17 protein-coding genes are annotated in these 19215 nt (G+C 73.7%); 11 read left to right on the forward strand and 6 right to left on the reverse strand.

From position 1 onward, the window contains the following. Nucleotides 1-87 precede the first annotated feature (87 nt). Nucleotides 88-1425, reverse strand: coding sequence for a sulfite oxidase (locus tag ACZ4FV_RS39990; protein WP_395873833.1), 1338 nt, complete (start codon nucleotides 1423-1425; stop codon nucleotides 88-90). Between the two features lie 402 nt (nucleotides 1426-1827). After that, nucleotides 1828-2415, reverse strand: coding sequence for an RNA 2',3'-cyclic phosphodiesterase (thpR, locus tag ACZ4FV_RS39995; protein WP_465325605.1), 588 nt, complete (start codon nucleotides 2413-2415; stop codon nucleotides 1828-1830). A gap of 619 nt (nucleotides 2416-3034) precedes the next feature. Here thpR and ACZ4FV_RS40000 point away from each other — a divergent pair. Continuing rightward, nucleotides 3035-3994, forward strand: coding sequence for a hypothetical protein (locus ACZ4FV_RS40000; protein WP_402241556.1), 960 nt, complete (start codon nucleotides 3035-3037; stop codon nucleotides 3992-3994). A 38-nt stretch (nucleotides 3995-4032) separates the two neighbouring features. Here the strand turns inward: ACZ4FV_RS40000 and ACZ4FV_RS40005 are convergent, their stop codons facing one another. From ACZ4FV_RS40005 to snpA, 3 genes are all read right to left on the reverse strand, one after another. Continuing rightward, the gene (locus ACZ4FV_RS40005) at nucleotides 4033-4488 is read right to left on the reverse strand and encodes a hypothetical protein (protein ID WP_395873836.1); all 456 of its coding nucleotides are present in this window, start codon (nucleotides 4486-4488) and stop codon (nucleotides 4033-4035) included. Nucleotides 4489-4634: 146 nt separating this feature from the next. Further along, on the reverse strand, nucleotides 4635-5051 hold the full coding sequence (locus tag ACZ4FV_RS40010; protein ID WP_395873837.1) for a PIN domain-containing protein: 417 nt from the start codon (nucleotides 5049-5051) through the stop codon (nucleotides 4635-4637). A 1056-nt stretch (nucleotides 5052-6107) separates the two neighbouring features. Next, complete coding sequence (snpA, locus tag ACZ4FV_RS40015; RefSeq protein WP_402241550.1) at nucleotides 6108-6779, reverse strand: snapalysin; 672 nt, start codon at nucleotides 6777-6779, stop codon at nucleotides 6108-6110. A 229-nt stretch (nucleotides 6780-7008) separates the two neighbouring features. Here snpA and ACZ4FV_RS40020 point away from each other — a divergent pair, with 229 nt between their 5' ends. Together ACZ4FV_RS40020 and mtnB are read left to right on the forward strand one after the other, a co-directional pair. Next, complete coding sequence (locus tag ACZ4FV_RS40020; protein ID WP_395873839.1) at nucleotides 7009-7974, forward strand: LysR family transcriptional regulator; 966 nt, start codon at nucleotides 7009-7011, stop codon at nucleotides 7972-7974. 187 nt (nucleotides 7975-8161) lie between these two features. After that, nucleotides 8162-8809, forward strand: a complete 648-nt coding sequence (gene mtnB, locus ACZ4FV_RS40025) for a methylthioribulose 1-phosphate dehydratase (protein WP_402241547.1) — start codon at nucleotides 8162-8164, stop codon at nucleotides 8807-8809. Nucleotides 8810-8916: 107 nt separating this feature from the next. Here mtnB and mtnA read toward each other — a convergent pair whose 3' ends face one another. Continuing rightward, entirely contained in the window at nucleotides 8917-9912 is a 996-nt protein-coding gene (mtnA, locus tag ACZ4FV_RS40030) for an S-methyl-5-thioribose-1-phosphate isomerase (RefSeq protein ID WP_395873841.1), read from the reverse strand. Nucleotides 9913-10569: 657 nt separating this feature from the next. On the opposite strand from mtnA, the gene ACZ4FV_RS40035 reads away from it, so the two are divergent. The 8 genes from ACZ4FV_RS40035 (at nucleotide 10570) to ACZ4FV_RS40070 (ending at nucleotide 19178) form a co-directional block, all read left to right on the forward strand. After that, nucleotides 10570-11640, forward strand: coding sequence for a BMP family ABC transporter substrate-binding protein (locus ACZ4FV_RS40035; protein WP_395873842.1), 1071 nt, complete (start codon nucleotides 10570-10572; stop codon nucleotides 11638-11640). Between the two features lie 109 nt (nucleotides 11641-11749). Beyond that, a complete protein-coding gene (locus ACZ4FV_RS40040; protein ID WP_465325611.1) occupies nucleotides 11750-13387 on the forward strand; it encodes an ABC transporter ATP-binding protein in 1638 nt (545 codons plus the stop codon). Between the two features lie 13 nt (nucleotides 13388-13400). Further along, nucleotides 13401-14633, forward strand: a complete 1233-nt coding sequence (locus ACZ4FV_RS40045; RefSeq protein ID WP_395873844.1) for an ABC transporter permease — start codon at nucleotides 13401-13403, stop codon at nucleotides 14631-14633. Between the two features lie 2 nt (nucleotides 14634-14635). Next, on the forward strand, nucleotides 14636-15604 hold the full coding sequence (locus ACZ4FV_RS40050; RefSeq protein ID WP_395873845.1) for an ABC transporter permease: 969 nt from the start codon (nucleotides 14636-14638) through the stop codon (nucleotides 15602-15604). Further along, nucleotides 15601-16389, forward strand: a complete 789-nt coding sequence (locus tag ACZ4FV_RS40055) for a nucleoside phosphorylase (RefSeq protein WP_402241535.1) — start codon at nucleotides 15601-15603, stop codon at nucleotides 16387-16389. The genes ACZ4FV_RS40050 and ACZ4FV_RS40055 overlap by 4 nt, the downstream gene beginning before the upstream one ends. Continuing rightward, nucleotides 16386-17759: an amidohydrolase family protein gene (locus ACZ4FV_RS40060; RefSeq protein ID WP_395873848.1), complete on the forward strand. Its 1374-nt coding sequence runs from the start codon at nucleotides 16386-16388 to the stop codon at nucleotides 17757-17759. Before ACZ4FV_RS40055 ends, ACZ4FV_RS40060 begins: the two co-directional genes overlap by 4 nt. Next, on the forward strand, nucleotides 17756-18370 hold the full coding sequence (locus ACZ4FV_RS40065; RefSeq protein WP_465325615.1) for a sulfite oxidase-like oxidoreductase: 615 nt from the start codon (nucleotides 17756-17758) through the stop codon (nucleotides 18368-18370). Before ACZ4FV_RS40060 ends, ACZ4FV_RS40065 begins: the two co-directional genes overlap by 4 nt. Further along, on the forward strand, nucleotides 18363-19178 hold the full coding sequence (locus ACZ4FV_RS40070) for a ferredoxin reductase (protein ID WP_465325617.1): 816 nt from the start codon (nucleotides 18363-18365) through the stop codon (nucleotides 19176-19178). The genes ACZ4FV_RS40065 and ACZ4FV_RS40070 overlap by 8 nt, the downstream gene beginning before the upstream one ends. The last annotated feature ends 37 nt before the right edge of the window (nucleotides 19179-19215 follow it).

Genomic DNA, 19215 nt, shown 5'->3' on the forward strand with positions numbered 1-19215 from the left:
GCCGACACCTTCGAACCGCCCCGACCGGCACTGCGCCCGGCCGGGGCGGTTCGGCGTTTCCCGTGCCGGGAGTGGCCGGCCCGGTGCTCAGTCGACGGTCACCGGGTGGCGCACGACCGCGTCGAAGAAGTAGCCCTGGGTGTTGAACGTCGAACGATCGGGCTGGACCCGCCCCGAGGTGTCGCTCGCCCGGGCGAGCAGTTCCGTCGGGCCGGTGGTGGTGGGACGCCAGTCCACACTCCAGCGCACCCAGCCGTCCCGACGCGGCTGGTCCCGCAGCCGCGCGCGGCGCCAGGTCGCGCCGCCGTCCGTGCTGACGTCCACCCGGCGTACGCCGCCCGTGCCGGACCAGGAGCGGCCCTCCAGGCGGTGCGTGACGCGCGACGCGAAGCGGGCACCGGTGGGCAGTTCGAAGGCGCTCTTGAGGGTCTGTCGGGTCAGCGGCGCGCTGCCGCCCTCGGGGTGGGCGGGCCCGAACAGCCGGTAGAAGTCGGTGTTCCACGGCGAGTAGAGCGGCTGAGCGGAGACCTCGATGTCGCCGACCCACTTGATCGAGGAGATGCCCACCCACGACGGCACGACCACCCGCACCGGCGCGCCGTGATCGGCGGTCAGCGGCTCGCCGTTCATCTCGTACGCGAGCAGCACGTCGTCGAGCGCCTTGGCCAGCGGCAACGGCCGGCGGACCCGGCCGAGGTTGACGCCGCCGGTGACGTACTCCTCGTCCAGCCCCCGCGGCAGCACATCCACCGCCTCGCGGCGCAGACCCGCGCGGCGCAGCACGTCCGACAGCCGCGCGCCGCGCCACCGGGCCATGCCGATCGCGCCGAGCGTCCAGGCGGTGCCGGCCACCGACTCGCCCTGTTGCGAGGTGTAGAAGCTGCGGCCGTTGCCGGCGCACTCGATGGTGGCCGAATGGGTGTGTGCCGGCAGTCGGCGCAGGTCGGCCAGGTCGAGTTCGATCGCGTGGGCCTGGTCCACGGATCCGCGCAACCCGCTCCCCCACAGCCGCAACCGCCAGTCCCGCGCGGACAGTTGCGGGGTCGAGGTGTGATTGCGCACGAAGAACCGGTCGACGGGGGTGTGATAGCCGCTCCCGCGCAACGCGTGGAAGTTGGTCTCCGCGTTGGTGCCCCGGATGGTGAACAGTTCGGGCGGCAGCGGCTTGACGATCCCCGGGGCCGCGACGGCACCCGGGGCGGTGGGCGGCGCGGCCGGCGCGGGTGGGCGGCTCGGGTCGGTGGGGGCGGTGGAGGCGGTCGGGTCGGCCGCGTACGCGGTACCCGCGGGCAGCGCGGTGAGGACGCCCGCCGCGCCGAGCAACTTGAGCAGGTCGCGTCTGGGCACCCCGTCGGCGCGGGCGGAGCCGCCGATCCACTGCCGCAACCGGTGTCGGTCGTACGAGACTTCGCTGATCGGTGTCATCGAGGCTTCCTCTGCTGAAGGGACGTCGGGAGGCGCGCGCGGGCATACGGGCGCGGCGGTGCGTCGATTGCGCGGAGAAGGTCGGATCAACAACAGCGACGGCGCGGCACGGCGACGCGCGACGGCGCGTTCTCGCCGGTGCGGCGGTGGCTGAGGATCACAGCGCGATGCTAGAGGACCCGACCGCGAGCCGTCGATGGCGCGCAGACAGCCGATCGGTCCCGGGCTCGTCCCTCGGGTTCGGTCGGGCACCGCGCAGCGTCGCGGCCGTGCCGGCGGGGGTGGAGCCGGAGTGACCCGTGCGCGGCGACCGAGGCGGGCGGCTGAGCGCACCGTCGACTCCCGGGAGTGCCCGGGTATCGGCCGCCGAGGCGATGGGCGCGGCGGCCGGGCGGCTGGGCCTCAGCGGCCGGCCAGCGGCCAGGCGTCCACGTCGCGGTAGTGGATCGGGCCCGGGCCCCGGCCGAAGTTGCTGCCGACCAGGTGCAGTCGGCGCGGGGACCAGCGGCGGCCGACGAAGTCCTCCAGTTCGCGGGCGGCGACTCCGATGCCGTCGGGGTTGTCCCGGCGGGCCCGGGCCAGGGTCAGGTGCGCGCGCAGCGGCCGGTCCGCGGGCACGACGCCGCCCGCCCGGACCACGCCGCGAACCGCGTCGGCCAGGGTGTGCAGCGCCGCCAGGTCCCCGCGCACGTCGCTCCACAGGACCCGCTCGTCGAACTGCCCGGCGCCGCGCAGTTCCAGGTCGACCGGCCGGGTCGAGGCGGCGACCTCGGCCAGCGGTGCGCGCAGGGCCTCGACCACGTCCGGGGCCACCTCGCCGAGGAAGACGAGGGTGATGTGCCAGTCCTCGATCCGGTTCCAGCGCAGCCGCGGATGCGCGGCGTGCACCGGCCGCAGCGCCCGGGCCAGTTCGTCCTTGGCATCGTCCGGCGGGGCGAGCGCCACGAACAGTCGTACGGTCCTGGGCGGCGTCGGGGCGTCGTCGATCACAGGTGATTTCGTACCGCATCACCGCCGACCACCGCGCGCCGGCCCACCGACGCGGCCGAAAACTGCGCCGCTACGCGCCCGCACCCGCGGCGTTCCGCGGCCCGACGCACCGCGTCCGATGCCGCTCCACGGTCCCGCCGCCCCGCCGCCCTGTCGCCCCGCCGCCCTGTCGCCCCGCCGCCCTGTCGCCCGGGTCGCGCGCTTCCCCGTACATCCGACGAACCCACCGTCGATCACGCGCGCCCCGGACGCGCCGGCGCTCGCACCTCTCCGGCCCGCCACCCCCGTTCACCCGGCGGGCCGGCCCGGCGAACGGGTTCGACACTGCGGGCCCGGAGCGGCCGGCGGGAAGGTGCTCCGCGTGTCCCGGACGGCGACCGCGTGTCCCGGCTGGTCACGGCGCCGACCGGAACACGTTTCGAACGGAACGGGACAGGGGTCCGGACCGAACGCCGATCCGAGGATCGTCGCGGACCGGCTGCCGGCCGCTCCCCGGAATCGATCGATTCGGGTCCGGATTATCGCTTTTCTGGGACTCCCCGCCCCGTCGAACTGCCGGCACGATGGGTGCCGCGTCAGCTACGGCGAGTGTGTGTCGGTCCGAGGAAACGGGAGAAGCGTGACACGGCGTGACGACAGCGCTCCACAACCGGACAGCGCGACCACGGCGGCGGAGTACGTGGCCGCGTTACGTGCCCTGCGCGAGTGGTCGGCGCTGACGTACCGTCAACTGGCGGCCAAGGCCGAGGCGTCCGGGCATGTACTGCCCGCCAGCACGGTGGCCGCGGCGCTCGGTCGCAGCACGTTGCCCAGGGCCGACCTGGTCGAGGCGCTGGTGTTCGCCTGCGGGCTGGACGCCGACGCCGCCGCGCGCTGGCTCGCGGTCCGGGAGAATCTCGCGGCGGGACGCGTCCCCGAACGCCGGGTGGCCGAACCGCCCGGGCCGGCCGCCGAGTCGGCGGGCGAACCGCCGCCGGAACCGTGGTGGCGTCACCGCAGTGCGGTGCCGGTCCTGATCGGCGTGATCCTCGTACTGATCGCGATCGGCACGATCCTCACCATCCGCCACTACTCCGACGACAAGGATGTTTCCCGCCTCGCCGACGGGCACTACCTGGTCAAGCCCGGCCAGATCGCCGACGAGTCGCTGTGCCTGGGTGAGGGGCTCGAGCGCAACGGGCGCACCGACCGGCCGTTGGCCGTGCAACGCCCGTGTGCGGGTCTGGTCCCGGACACCTACCTCAAGGCGCTGGCCCCGGACGTCTACCAGATCGAGTGGCACCACCCGGTGGAGGGCATCGGCTGCCTGCGCGTGGACGACGCGTTGCTGGCCCCCGGCGCGCTGCTCAGCCCCGGCGTATGCACGGGTGCCGCCAACGAGCGCTTTCTGATCGAACCGGCCGACCCGCTCCTACCCGGGCTCTTTCGACTCCGCCCGGTGCACAGCGGCTTGTGCGTGGGGATCCTCGGCGGCCCCGCCGAGATCTCACCCGGGGCCGAGGCCGCACAGGCCGGCTGCTCGGGCACGGCCGACCAGCGCTTCCGGTTGGAACTCGTACCGGACCGAAAGAAGCCCTGAGCCCCAGGGGGCGGGCCACGCCCGGCTCAACGGCCCGGTCAGGCGGGAAGGTTCGGGTGGCCGATGCCCTCGAACGGCTTGATCCGGACGATCGGTTCCCGGCCGCCGCGCTGCGGCACGGACTGCACGGCGCCCCAGGGTCGGTCCGGGAGGGACACGGTGAAGGAATAGGTGTTCGCGCAGCCGGTGCAGTCGTACCGGTCCTGCCAGAGTTCGACATCGGTGTCGCTGCCGGGGATCCGGGCGGCGTGCCGGTAGGTCGCGTGGCAACGGGTGCAGCGCTCGCCGGGAGCGCAGGTGCCGCCGCACGGACAGGGCAGGTCGAGGCTCTCGGCGGGCTCCCAGTAGCGGGTGGCCAGCGCCGCGGCGGTCCGGGCGTCGGGGGCCTTGGACCCGCGCGGGACGGTCATCCGCCGGGCGGCGACGACGTACGACTCGCCGGAGGCGGCCATCCGGCCTCGGATCACGCCCTTGCGGACTCGGTTGGTGGTCATGCTTCCTCCGGCGATTGCCCACGGATCGGGTGTCGGGTACGGCCGGCGGCGCGGGCGGGACCTCGGGACGTCGGACCCGCGTGGGCGGGGCCGCCGTACCTCACGATATCCGCCCTTCGCGGCGAGCCCGAATCCCGGCGGCGCGATCAGCCCGGACGCACCGCCCGGGGACCGGTCACCTCGGCGGCGAACGCGCGCACCCGCTCCCGCAGGCCGCGGTCGGCGGTCACCACGAGACAACGACGCGCGGGCGTTCTCGCGTGCTCGGCCGCGACGAACTCGACGATGCGGTCGTCACCGCTGCCCGAGGCCCGCACGACCCGCACCCCGGGCACCTCCGCGACTTCGCGGGCCGCGCCCTCGACCACCAGGACCACGTCCAACGGCCCGCGCCGCGCCCACTCCGGCACGGAGCCGCCACCGGGCAACCCCGCCGCCGCCATCCCCACCAACGCGTCCCGCAACCGCTCGGTGGCCCCATGCCGATCCCGCCACCACCCATCCGGCACAGCCCCCACCACATTCGCCCCGTCCACCACCACCAACGCCACCGCAGCACCCATCCCCCCATCCTGCCCACCCCCACCCCCGTAACAGCCCCGACACGACAACAAGCGACAACGACGCAGCGCGGCGACGGAACCGCGGGTCGCAGCAACGAGCCGGGATCGCGGTACGGATCAGCAAGGCGCGGCGGCGGGACGGGGCGGAGACGGAGCACGGGACGGGTCGGCAGGGCGGCCCGGGTCGGCGGGGCGGCGCAGGGCGCGGCCCGGGCCGGCGGGGCGGCCCGGGTCGGCGGGGCGGCGCAGGGCGCGGCCCGGGTCGGCGAGGCAGCCCGGGTCGGCGGGGCGGCGCAGGGCGCGGCCCGGGTCGGCGAGGCAGCCCGGGTCGGCGGGGCGGCGCAGGGCGCGGGACGGGGCGAGGCGCGGCGCGATGGGCGCGGCGCGATGGCGACGCGGCAGGGCGGCGCGACGGCGCAGCGGCGCGGGACGGGGCGCGGCGCGATGGGGCGCGAAGCGCGGCGCGGGACGGGGGAAGGCGGGGCGGGAGGCGTCTCGGCGTGGTGGCGGGCGTGCGGCGGAGGTCGCTTTCCCGCCTGTGGTTCCCGTCGGCGGATCAGGGCGCACATGCGGCGAGGTGCGGCTGCAAGCAAAGTTGGCCAAACTCACGTCCTCTGCCCGCCGGGCACCCCCTCATCCCGTCCGGCGTTTGAGGACAAAACCGCAGCAGGCCCACCGGCCCAACCGGGTCCGCACGACCAAGGCCCGCCACCGGCAGCCAAGGCCGCACAACCATCCGTCCCGTCCGAACCGCCCCAGCCCGTCCGGCGTTTGAGGACAGAGCCGCAACAGGCCCACCGATCCCACGGGTCCGCACGACCGAGGCCCGCCACCGTACGCCGCGGCCGGCGGAAAGGGCCGAACCGCCCCAGCCCGTCCGGCGTTTGAGGACGGCACGGGTGTCGGGGTCCACCGAGGGCCCGGACGAAGGGACGCGCGCCCCAGGCATGGAACGGCACCCGGCCACCGCGGGGGGCGGTGGTCGGGTGCCGGATCAGGGGACGAGGTGACGCGCAGGGGAGCCCGGAGTGTCCGGGTGCGCGTCGCCGGATCGGGTCAGGAGGCCGCGGCGGAGAACGCCACGAGGCCGTTGCGCCAGAGCTGGTTCACCCGCGCGCGTTCCGCGGAGTTCGGGTTGGCGTTGGTGCAGGACGTGCCGGGGCCGCCGCCGGACATCAGTTCGCTGCACGGACCCGAGTAGTGGTCCGGCAGGCCGAGCACGTGTCCGGTCTCGTGGGCGGTGACCCGGGTCGAGTTGTACTGCTGGTTCTGCCGGTAGTCGAGGAAGATGTAGCCGTTGCCGTGGCCGTCGGTGCTCGCGTACGAACCTCGCGAGTCGTTGCCCTCGTAGTACCGGAAGTCGGGGTTGCTGCCCTCTTGGAGGCGGACGTTGGTGACCGAGCTGTTCCAGATCTGCGTGGAGCGGGCGATCTGGGTGCGGAAGCTGGGGGCGTTCGCGGTGCTGTACACGACCGTGACCGCTGCCGCCGAGTTCGGCGCCGCGGCACGCTTGGCCGCCACGGACTTCATCACCGCGTCGAGGAAGGCCTGGTTCTGCGCCTGGTCCTCCTGGGCGGAGGTGTAGTGCGCGGAGGCGCGGAGGGGGGCCGCGACTCCGTCGGTGCCGGCCGCCGCGGCGGGCGCGGAGATCAGTCCGGCGGCGAGGCCGAGGCCGAGCATGGCGGTAACGATGGTCTTACGGGGATTCCGGGGACGCACTGGGGACATGGGGGGCTCCTTGGGTGCCGAAGACCTGTTCGGTGCGCAACGAGTCTCACGGGAGCCCGGTCCGGCCCGGATGATGACAATCGGCGATAGCACGGTCGTATCACCACCCGTTCCCGCACCGTCACCGCGCATTCACGCATCGTGTTACGCAAGATTCACGCTTCCCCCGCCCATCCCGCGCGCACAGGTGTCTGGTACGACCTCGGTGGTGCGTCCTATCCTCCGCATCATGGAGCTCGAGGTGAGGCACCTCCGCGCACTGTGTGCCATCGGCGACACCGGCAGCCTGCACGCCGCGGCCCGGTTGCTCGGCATGACCCAGCCGTCCCTGACCGCACAGCTCAGACGAATCGAAAACGCTCTGGGCGCACCGTTGTTCGTCCGCGACCGGACCGGCAGCCGACCCACTCCACTGGGGCTCACGATGCTGCATCGGGCCCGACCCATCATGGCCGAGATGAGCGCGCTGGTCATCGACACCCAGGCCGAGGCGGTCCGAACCGCCGGTCCACACCTGCGGATCGGCGGCACCGCGAACCGGGTGATCGCCGACTGGTTGCGCCGGTTGCGACTGCGACTGCCCACCACGGACACCTATTTGCGGGTGGACGTGTCCGCGAGCACGCTGCTCGGGATGGTCGCCGCCGGCCAGCTCGACGTCGCGTTCGTGCACGAGGTCGAGGGCTTCCCGCTGCGCGTGCCGGACGGTGTGCGACGCCGCGTTCTGGTCGAGCGGGAACCGCAGTTCATCGCGATGTCCCCGGACCATCCGGCCGCCGCCGAGTCCGAGGTCAAGCTCGCCGAACTGGCCGACGACCAGTGGATGGTGGACCCGAGTGTGGACGGCGAATGGGAGGGCCTGCGCGAGGTGTTGACCGACGCGGGCATCAACCCCCGGATCCTGCACGGTGACTACCTCACGGCGGCGTCCCTGGTCGCGATCGGCGAAGTGGTCACCCCGTGCCAGCCCACGTCGCGGCCCCGACCGGACATGGCGGTGCGACCGCTGGCCGGCGATCCGCTCGCGGTGCGGCTGTTCCTGGCCTTCCGCACCGAGAACGGTCCCGCCCCGGCCCTGATCGACACCGTCTATCACGAGCTGGAGGCCGCCTACCGCGAGGCCGCGTGGCTCGCGGTGGCCTATCGACAACGGCTGCTGCGCGAGGACAGCCCGATCCTGCGCTACGACGCGTAGGACCGGTCGCCGCACCGCGGGCGGAGCCCGGCTCGGAGGCGCTCCCACGGCCGGCACACGGCCACACGGCCACTCGCGCCGGTGCCGATCCGGGTTCGCCGCGGCGTGGGTGAAATGATGGCCCGAACTACCGGTTCGACCACACTGTGAGCCGGTGCGTCCGGACCGTGAACAGTGAGGAACCCCCATGACGACCCCCGACGCCGGCACTTCCGCCTTGGTCCCGGCCTCCGTGCGCGCGGACGCCGGCGCCACCCTCGCGCGGGAGGCCGCGCGCTTCGCCGGGCTCGGCTGGATGCGCGGCACCTCCGGGAACCTGTCCGTGGTGCTCTCGCGCGACCCGCTGCGGCTCGCGGTCACCGCTTCGGGCCTGGACAAGGGCGAGTTGACGCCGGAGGACCTGGTCGTGGTGGACGCGGCAGGCGTACCGGTCCCGGAGGAGGCGAGCACGCCGCCGCGTCGGCCGTCCGCCGAGGCCGGGCTGCACGCCCGGGTGGTCGCGTTGACCGGCGCGAACGCGGTCTTCCACGTGCACGCCGTGTCCGCCGTGCGCGCGGGTCGGCGCTGGCCGGCCGGGATCGAGTTGCGCGACCTGGAGATGCTCAAGGGCATCGGCCGCTCCGCGCACGACGAGACGGTCACCATCCCGGTGATCGCCAACAGCCAGGACATGACCGAACTCGGCGACCGGCTCGAGGCCGCGCTGATCCCGGGTGTGCCGGCCGTCGTGGTCGCCTCGCACGGGATGTACGTCTGGGGCGCGGACCCGATCCAGGCCCGGCACCACGTCGAGATCGTCGAATGGCTCCTCGACTACCGCATCGCCGAGGGCTGAGCCCGACCCGCGACACCCACAGACCGGTAGGCCCACAGGCCCACACGACGAAAAGCGCGCGGGGCCGGGACCACGATCCGCTCGTGGCCCCGCCCGCGTGCCGCGGCTCAGTACTCGCGTACGCCCGTCTCGTTGACGATCGCGCTGATCAGTCGAGCCGGAGTGACGTCGAAGGCCGGGTTGAACGCACGCGAGCCGGCCGGGGCGACCCGGACGCCGGCCACCTCCAGCACCTCGGACTCGGGGCGCTCCTCGATGGTGATCTCGTCGCCGTGCGCGGTCGCGTCGTCGAACGTGGTCAGCGGCGCCGCGACCACGAACGGGATGCCCGCGTCGGCGCAGGCCAGCGCGACGCCGACCGAGCCGATCTTGTTCGCGGTGTCGCCATTGGCGGCGATCCGGTCCGCGCCGATCACCGCGACGTCCGCCAGGCCGCGCAGGATGGTGCTCGCTGCCGCGCCGTCCGGTTGGACCAGGTGCGCGATGCCCTCCTGGTCCAACTCCCAGGCGGTCAACCGCGATCCCTGGAGCAGCGGGCGCGTCTCGTCGACATAGACCAGCTCCAGGACGCCGCGCGCGTGCAGTTCGCGGATGATCCCCAGCGCGGTCCCCCATCCGGCGGTGGCCAGCGAGCCGGTGTTGCAGTGGGTCAGTACGCGCAGCGGCCGCCGCTCGACCCGGGACAGGATCCAGTCCGCGCCGTGCCGGCCGATCGCGTGGTTGGCCTCGACGTCCTCGCGGACCACCGCCTCGGCCTCGGCGAGCACCGCGTCCACGCCCTTGGCCGCGAACGGCAACACCCGGTCCACGCCGCCGGCCAGGTTGACCGCGGTGGGCCGGGCGTCCCGGATCCGGGCGATCTCGGCGGCCAGTCGGTCCGCGTCCCAGCCCTCGCGTTCGGCCTGCCGCATGGCCACCGCGACGCCGAACGCGCCGGCCGCGCCCAGTGCCGGCGCGCCGCGCACCGCGAGCCGGCGGATCGCGTCGATCAGCGCGTCCACATCGGTGATGTCCAGGTGCACGATCCGCTGCGGCAACGCGGTCTGGTCGAGCAGGCGCAGGCCGGTGCCGTGCCAGGCGAGCGAGCGTATCTCGGAGGCCATCAGGGGTCCTTTCCGGGCGGGTGATCGAGCGCCGGGCGCGGGCGGCGGCCACGCGGGCGGGCGAGGGCACCGGCCCGCCGGCGCGCCGCGCGTGGGAGCGAGCGCGTGCCTCGGCACTACGGATGCTACGTGGCGGGCCGGCTCGGCCCCGACTCCCGCCCGGCATCCGGGACGACCGCGTGTCGATCCGGTCACCCAATGTTCACATCGTGGACAATCTGTCCACATTCTGAACAAGAGCGAGAAGTGCCTGGTGAGGGTGCTAACCTCCCCCGAAACCAGTCGGATGTGATGATCACATCGAGACCCGGACTGGTGCGATCGGAAGGGAGCAGGCTGTGGCCGAAACGCGGCGTCATGACGTACGTATCGAGTGCCGCGGCCGCTCCATGGCGTGGGACCGTCCGCCGCTTCCGCTCGACAAGCGCGGTGTACGCGGCGTCTGTGTCCGCCGCACCGGCCGCTGTTGTCGGCGCCTGTACTGATCGATCGCCCGCCGATCGATCGCCCGAACGCCGATCGAGACACGCGAACCCGTCGCCACCCCGAAGCCGCGGCGCCGTCCGGCGCCGAGCCCGCGGGACCGCGAGGTTCCCGTCCCCGAACCGCCGATTCCGCACCGCCCCGCCGGGGTCGACACTCCTCCCAAGGACGCTCATGTACCGCATCACCTCCCGCCACCGCCTGACCGTGGCCGCCGTCGTCGTCGGCACCGCGCTGGCCGCCACCGCGTGCAACGCCTCCGCCGACAAGGACAAGTCCCCGGCCGCCGGCGGCACGGGCGGCGACCCGGCGAAGAACATCGTGTTGGTGACGCCCGAACCGATCGGCGTCAACGACTTCCTCAAGCTCGCCGCCACCGGCGCGCAGAACGCGGCCCGCAAGGCCGGCGGCAGCGCGACCGTGCTGGAGAGCAAGGACACCAGCGCGATCCAGCAGAACGTCGAGGCCGCGGTCCGCCAGAAGCCCGCCGTCGTGGTCGCCGTCGGCTTCGAGTTCGCCGACGTGCTGGCCCAGCAGGCCGAGGCCAACCCGAAGCAGCAGTTCCTGTTCGTCGACTCGTGCACCACCAAGCCGTACCCGAACATCACCTGCGCGACCTTCCGCGAGCACGAGGGCACCTTCCTCGCGGGCGCCGAGGCGGGCCTGTTGACCAAGAGCGGCAAGGTCGGCGCGGTGGTCGCGCTGGACAGCCCGCAGATCCGTCGCTTCTCCGACCCGTTCGGCGCGGGCGCCAAGCAGACCAACCCGGCGAGCGCCTTCACCCAGTTGTTCGTCGGCGGCCAGAAGCCGTTCAACGACCCGGCCCGGGCCAGCGAGCAGACCGCGTCGCTCAAGGCCAAGGACGTCGACCAGATCATGGGCGCCGCCTCCGCCGCGGGCAACCTGGGCGTGTTCAACGCGGCCAAGGCGGCCGGCGTCCAGGCGTACGGCGTCGACGTCAACCAGTGCTCCGCGGCGCCGGGCACGGTCGTGGACAACGTGATCAAGCACACCGACATCGCGGTCGCCCAGGGCGTCGAGCAGATCGTCGGCGGCAAGCCCGGCGGCGTCACCTCGTACGGCCTCAAGGAGGGCGGCATCACGCTCACCGGCATGGAGCCCGGCCTGGAGACCTCGCAGTGCCTGATCGCCCAGCACCCGGACGTGCTCAAGACCGTGCTGGGCCTGCGTGACCAGATCGTCGCGGGCACGATCACCGTGGCCGACCCGGCCGCCGCCAAGTAGTCGCCGAGCAGTCGCGGACTGCCCGCGGTTCGCCGGTGTCGGGTCCACCGACCCGACACCGGCGACCACCCCGCCCGGCCTCGCCCCCTTCCCCCCGGAGATTCGCCCGATGAACGATCAGCACGCCGCCGCCCCCGGTGCCATCGCCGAGGTCGAGATGCGCGGCATCGTCCGGCGTTTTCCGGGCGTGCTGGCCAACGACCGGGTCGACCTGCGGGTCGAGCGCGGCGAGATCCACGCGGTCATGGGCGAGAACGGCGCGGGCAAGTCGACCCTGATGTCGATCCTGTACGGCCTGCAACGACCGGACGCCGGCCACATCCTGCTGCGCGGCACCGAGCACTCGTTCGGCTCGCCCGTGCAGGCCATCGCGGCCGGACTGGGCATGGTCCACCAGGGCTTCAAGCTCTTCCCCTCGCTGACCGTCACGGAGAACGTGGTCTACGGCAGCGAGCCCACCCGGCGCGCCCTGGTCGACCGCGCCGCAGCGCGCGCCCGGGTCGCCGCGCTGGTCGAGACGCACGGCCTGCACGTCCCACCGGACGCGCGCGTCGCGGACCTGCCGGTCGGCGTCCAGCAGCGGGTGGAGATCCTCAAGCTGCTCTACCGCGACGCGCGGGTGCTGATCCTGGACGAACCCACCGCCGTGCTGACCCCGGCCGAGGCGGACCGGCTGCTCGAGGTGATCCGCGGACTGGCCCGCTCCGGGCGCACCATCCTGCTGGTCACCCACAAGCTGGGCGAGGTGATGGCGGTCAGCGACCGGGTCACCGTGCTGCGCGACGGCCGGGTCACCGCCCGGCTCGCCACCGCCGAGACCACCCCGGCCGAGATCGCGCTGGCGATGACCGGCCGCCGGATCGACCTGGACCGCACCCACCCGGCGGGCGCCCCCGCCGCCGAGGTGCTCGACGTACAGGGCCTGACCGTCTCCGCCGGCCGCGGCGCCAAGCCGCTGGTCGAGGACGTGTCGCTGACCGTGCGCGCGGGCGAGATCGTCGGCGTCGCGGGCGTGGCCGGCAACGGACAGAGCGAACTGGTCGAGGCGCTGGCCGGGTTGCGCCCGAGCAGCGCGGGCCGGGTGCTCGTGGCCGGCCACGACGTCAAGGACTCCTCGGTGCAACACCGGCGCCGAGCGGGCCTGGCCTACGTACCCGAGGACCGGGCCACGGTCGGCGCCGCGCGCGACGCCTCGCTGGCCGACAACCTCGCGATGGGCTTCCACCGCAGCCCGCCGCTGGCCGGCCGCGGCGGCTTCCTGCGGCGCACGGCGATCCGCGAGCACGCCGCGCGCGTGATCGAGCGCTTCGGGGTCAAGGCCGCGTCCTCCGCCGTCACCATCGGCACGCTGTCCGGCGGCAACCAGCAAAAGGCCATCCTCGGCCGGGAGATCACCCACGACGCGCCGCTGCTCCTGGTCGAGCAGCCCACCCGCGGCGTGGACATCGGCTCGATCGAGAACATCCACGCGCGGTTGATCGAGTATCGCGACGCCGGTCACGGCATCCTGCTGGTCTCCGCCGAATTGAGCGAGATCCTCGCGCTCTCGGATCGCATCCTGGTCATGTACGAGGGCCGGATCGTCGCCGAACTGCCGCGTGCCGAGGCCGACGTGCACACGATCGGCATGGCCATGGCCGGCGGCGCCACCACCCGCGCCACCGCCGACGCCGCGACGCACGCCGACGCCGACGGCGACGCCGACGGCCGGCAGGCCACCGCACCGACCACCGCCCACCAGGCCTGACGGGTTATCAGATATGACTGCCAGCAAGGCCGGTACGGCCACCGAGCACCCATCCGGTCCACTCGCGCACCTGGCGCTGCGCGTGCGCGGCGTGGTGTTCTCCCCGGTCACCGTGTCCATCGTGGCCGCGCTGATCCTGGGCGCGATCATCCTGGCCGGCACCGGCGCCGACCCGCTGACCGCGTACGGCTCGGTGCTCACCGGGGCGTTCGGCTCCGAGGGAATCGGCGACACGCTCGGCGAGTGCATCCCCATCGTCGGCATGGCGCTGGCGCTGGCCATCCCGCTGCGCGCGGGCCTGGTCAATCTCGGCGGCGACGGCCAACTCGTGCTGGGTGGCCTGGCCGCCGCCTCGGTCGGCCTGTACTCGCCCTTCCCCGACGTGATCACCGTGATCCTGGCGCTGCTCGCGGGCGTGCTCGCGGGCGGTCTGTGGGCCGCGCTCGCCGCCGTCCTGGAGACCAGGTGCGGCGTGCCGCTGCTGGTCTCCAGCCTGCTGCTGAGCTACCCGGCGATGTCGTTCGTGTCCTACATGGTGCGCTTCCCGCTGCTCCAGAAGGGCTCCGGCATCCCGCAGACCGACCGGCTGCCGGAGGGCGTCAAGCTGCCCGAGTTCGCCGCCGGGTCCGGCGCGGGCACCGGGGTCAGCGTCGGCATCGTGCTGATCGTGCTGGCCGCGGTGGTCTACTTCGTGGTCGACCACCGCACCGCCGCCGGCTACGAGGTGAGGATGACCGGCCTGGGCGCGCGCTTCGCCGGCTACGCCGGGGTGGACCGGTCCCGGCTGACCCTGCGGCTGATGTTCGCCTCCGGGTCGCTGGCCGGGCTGGTCGGCGCGATCGCCGTGCTCGGCTTCCCGTACCGCCTGGTCGACGGCGCGCTGATCACCCCGGGCTACACCTGGACCGGCCTGCTCGCCGCGCTGCTCGCCGCCGCGTCCCCGCTGGGCACGGTGGCCGCCGGCTTCTTCTTCGCCGCGCTGACCATCGGCGGCTTCGGCATGGAGCAGGAGACCGCGGTGCCGCAGCAGCTCACCGCCGTGCTCCAGGCCGTGGTGATCCTGTTCCTCGCGGTGCGCGGCGGCGTCTTCCGCAAGGGCGGTTGGTTGCGCCGGCTCGGCCGAGGACCCGAGGCCGAGGCCCATCCACCACCACCCGATGCCAAGACCGGCCTGGTCGACACCGGCGTACTCGAGACCGGCGTCGCCGGGCCGCTCGCTCCCGCGCGCGGCGACGGAGGTAACTGACCATGTCCTTCGACGCGGAACTGATCTTCTCCGCACTGCGCGCGCTCACCCCGATCCTGTTCGCCGCCCTCGGCGGCGCGCTGTGCGAGCGCGCCGGCGTGTTCAACGTGTCCCTGGAAGGCACCATGCTGATCGGCTGCTTCGCGGCCGTCACCGGTAGCTGGTTCGGCGGCAGCGTGTGGGTCGGCGTGATCTCGGCGGTGCTTGCCGCGATGGTCTTCTCGCTGCTGCTCGCGATCGGCGCGGTCACCCTGGGCGCGGACGCGGTCGTGTTGTGCATCGCGCTGAACCTGCTCGCCGTCGGCCTGACCGGGTTCCTGCTGCGCACGATCTTCGGCAAGCAGGGCACCTTCGGCGACCCCGACCTCAAGGGCCTGCAACCGGTGGACATCCCCGGACTGGAGTCGGTGCCCTTCCTGGGCCGCGCGCTGTCCGGCCACTCGCCCCTGGTGTACCTGTCCTGGGTCGCGGTCGTGGTGATCGCCGTACTGCTGTCCCGACACCCGTGGGGCGTACGGCTGCGCGGCGTCGGCGAGGCGCCGGAGGCCGCCCAGTCGCTGGGCGTCAGCGTCGCGCGCTACCGCTACGCGGCGATCCTGACCTCGGGCGCGTTGTGCGGACTCGCCGGCGCGCAGCTCGCGCTGGGCAACGTGACCCTGTTCTCCGAGAACATGACCGCCGGCCGCGGCTGGATCGCGGTGGTCGCGGTGATGCTCGGTCGTGCGCTCCCGGTCGGCGTGCTGCTCGCCGGCATCCTGTTCGGCCTGGTCGAGGCGGTCGGTTTCCGGCTCCAGGGCGAGGGCATGCCGCAGCAGGCCGCCGACGCCGCGCCGTACGTGATGACGCTGGTCGCGCTGTTCCTGGCCACCCGCTCGCGCGCCAGGCGCGGCACCGCACCGCCCGGCCGGCTCACCGGCCGCATCCCCCGTCCCCGCCGCCTCGCCCGCACCACCTCGGAGCCGTCCACATGAGCAGCACCACTCGTCCGGCCGTACTGCCGATCACCAAGATCCCCAGCAGCGGCCTGCCCGCCCACGCGCTGGTCGTCGGCGACCCCGCCCGCGCCGCACTGGTCGCCGAGCGACTGGACGACGCGCGACAGATCGGCGCCAACCGCGAGTACGTCAGCTACGCGGGCAGTTGGCGCGGCGTACCGGTCGTGGTGTCCTCGCACGGCGTGGGCGGTCCCGGCGCGGTGTGCCTGTTCGGCGAGCTGGCCGAGGCCGGCGTACGCACCTTCATCCGGCTCGGCACGGCGGGCGCGATGGCGCGCGGTGTGGGCGACGGCGACCTGGTGGTGGCCACCGGCGCGGTCCGCGACGACGGCGTGACCCAGCAGTTGGTGCCGGCCGAGTTCCCGGCCTTCTCCACCCCCGAGGTGGTGCTCGCGCTGCACGGTGCGGCCCGCGAGCACGGCGCGCCGCACCACCGAGGCGTCGTGTGGACCCGGGCGGCGTTCATGCCGGGGGTGCTCGAACTGCCGATGAAGCCGTACCAGGCGGCCGGCGTGCTGGCCATCGAGATGGAACTGTCCGCGCTGCTCGTGTTCGCCGCGCTGGGCGGGCACCGGGCCGGCGGCGTGCTGGTCGTGGACGGCATCGCGGCCGACGACCTGGTCGACGAGTCCGGCAGCTCGACCTACGATCCGCACCGCCGGGTGGTCGCCGAGGGCGTCGAGCGCGGCGTCGTGGTGGCGCTGGACGCGCTGTACCGACTGGCCCTGGACGAGGCGGGCGAGGCGGCGGACCGGGCGTGAGCGACCTGCTCGTCACCGGCGGCGCGGTGCTCACCGCCGACGCCGCCGACACGTACATACCCGACGGCGCGGTGGCGATCGAGGGCGGCCGGATCGTCGCGGTGGGCACCGCGGGCGAGCTGGGCGCCCGGTATCGCGCCGCGCCGACCCTGGACGCGCGCGGCTGTCTGGTGTTGCCCGGGATGGTCAACGCGCACGCGCACTCGGCGATGACCCTGTTCCGGGGCCGGGCCGACGACGTCGACCTCCAGGTGTTCCTGGAGCGGTTGGTGGCCGCCGAGAGCGCGGTGCTGACCGCCGAGGTGGTGCGGGTCGCGGTCCGGCTGGCGCTGGCCGAGTCGATCCGGGCGGGGGTGACCACCGCGATGGACATGTACTGGTTCCCCGAGGCGGGGCTCGCGGCCGCGGCCGAGGCGGGCTTTCGGCTGGTCACCGGGCCGACGTTCATGGACGTGCCCGGACCGCCGGACGGTCTCGACTTCGCCGCGCGCCTGCGGCTCGCGCCCGCGTTGCTGGGCCGCTCGACCACCCGCTGCGTGACCCCGCACAGCGCGTACACGCTGGCCCCGGAGCAGTTGCTCGCGGTGGCCGAACTGGCCCGCGAGCACGACGCGCTGCTGCACATCCACGCCGCCGAGAACGCGGTCGAGGTGGCGAACGTGCGCGCTCGGTACGGCCGCCGCCCGGTGGAGCTCCTGCACGACCTCGGGCTGCTCCGCCCGGGCACCCTGCTGGCGCACGCGGTCTGCCTCACCGGCGAGGAGATCGCGCTGATCGCGGCGTCCGGCGCGGGCGTCGCGCACTGCCCGGTGTCCAATCTCAAGCTCGCCTCCGGGGTGGCCCCGCTGCCCGAACTGCTGGCCGCCGGCGTGCCGGTGGGCCTGGGCACCGACGGCGCGGTCAGCGCCAACGCGCTCGACCTGTTCGGCCCGATCCGCGCCGCCGCGACGCTGCACCGGGTCACCCCCGGCGCGGCGCCCGACCCGACCCTGATCGGGGCGCGCGCCTCGGTGCGGATGGCCACCGTCGACGGCGCGCGGGCGATCGGGATCGGCGCGCTGACCGGGTCGATCGAGGTCGGCAAGGCGGCCGACCTGGTCGTCCTGGACCTGAACCGGCCGCACCTGACGCCCCGACACGACCCGTGGTCGATGCTCGCCTACGCGGCCGGGCCCGCCGACGTACGGGACACCGTGATCGACGGCCGGATCGTCATGCGCGATCGTCGACTGCTTACGATCGACGAGGGCGCGGCGATCGAGGAGCTGAACGCGCTCGCCGCCACGCTGCCGAACCCGTCCGGTCGACCGAATCGGGATCCCGAAATGAACGACACCACACCGACGCGAGCATCGGAGGTCGCGCCATGAGTTCCACCACGCGCGGCTTCGTCGGCCGGCACACCGCCGCCGAACGCGACCCCAGGCTGCCACCGGGTCAGTACGACGCGCGCCACGACTTCCCCGTGCTCTCCGCCGAGGTCACCCCCGAACTGGCGCCGGCCGACTGGTCGTTCCGGATCGACGGACTGGTCGAGGGGCCGCGCGCGTGGAGTTGGGAGCAGGCCCGCGCGCTGCCCCGCGAGAGCTACGACGGGCCGATCCACTGCGTCACGTCCTGGTCCAAGCTGAGCACCGACTTCACCGGCGTCTCGCTGGACACGTTCCTGGCCGAGGCCGACCCCCTGGCCACGGCCACCCACGCGGTGGCCTACTCGCACACGGGCTACACCACCAACCTCACGCTCGCCGACCTGACCGGCGGCCGGGCCTGGATCGCGTTCGACTTCGAGGGCGCCCCGCTGACCCCGGCACACGGCGGGCCGGCCCGGCTGCTGGTGCCGCACCTGTACTTCTGGAAGAGCGTCAAGTGGATCGCGGGCCTGCGTCTGCTCGACCACGACGAGCCGGGCTTCTGGGAGGTCAACGGCTATCACCACCGCGGCGACCCGTGGGCGGAGGAAAGGTACTCGGGTGACTGAGGCGACCGCGGTGACCGAGGCGGGCGGGGCGAACGGGCCCGGCGCGCCGCCGATTCCGGCCTTCGCCGCGCCCGGTCGGGCCGCGCCGAGTCTGCGCGGGAAGGTGGACTGGCAGGCCGCGACAGTGGTCGAGGTGCGCCGCGAGACCCCCAACGCGGTCACCGTACGACTCGCGCTGCCGGTGTGGAACGCGCATGTCGCGGGCCAGCACTACATGTTGCGGCTCACCGCCGCCGACGGGTACACCGCGCAGCGGCACTACTCGGTCGGCTCGGCGCCGGACGACGCCGGGCACATCGAGTTCACCGTCGACCGCATGCCGGGCGGTGAGGTGTCCGGCTTCGTGCACGATGTGGCCCGGCCCGGGGACCTGCTGGAGGTACGCGGCCCGCTCGGCGGATTCTTCGCGTGGGCGGGCGATCGACCGGCGCTGCTCGTGGCCGGCGGTTCCGGCCTGGTCCCGCTGATGGCCATGGTCCGCCACCGCCGGCGGCGCGGGCTCGCCGTGCCACTGCGCCTGGTGGCCTGTGCGCGCACCCCGGAAGACCTTTTGTACGCACGCGAGTTGGCCGCGCTGCCGGGCGAGGAGCACACCGTGCTGTACAGTCGCGCGGCACCGAGCGGGTATCCGCATCCGGTGGGCCGGCTGCGCGCGGAGACGCTCGCGCCGCACGTGGCGGCGGTGCTCGCGGACGAGCGCTACGAGGTGTTCGTGTGCGGCTCGACCGGCTTCGCCGAGCACGCGGGCCGGTTGCTCACCTCGGCGGGGGTGCCGACCACTCGCATTCGGGTTGAGCGCTTCGGCTGAGCGCGGCCGGTGGTACGAACCGCCGTACCACCGGCCG

The sequence above is a fragment of the Embleya sp. NPDC025285 genome (assembly GCF_055558835.1).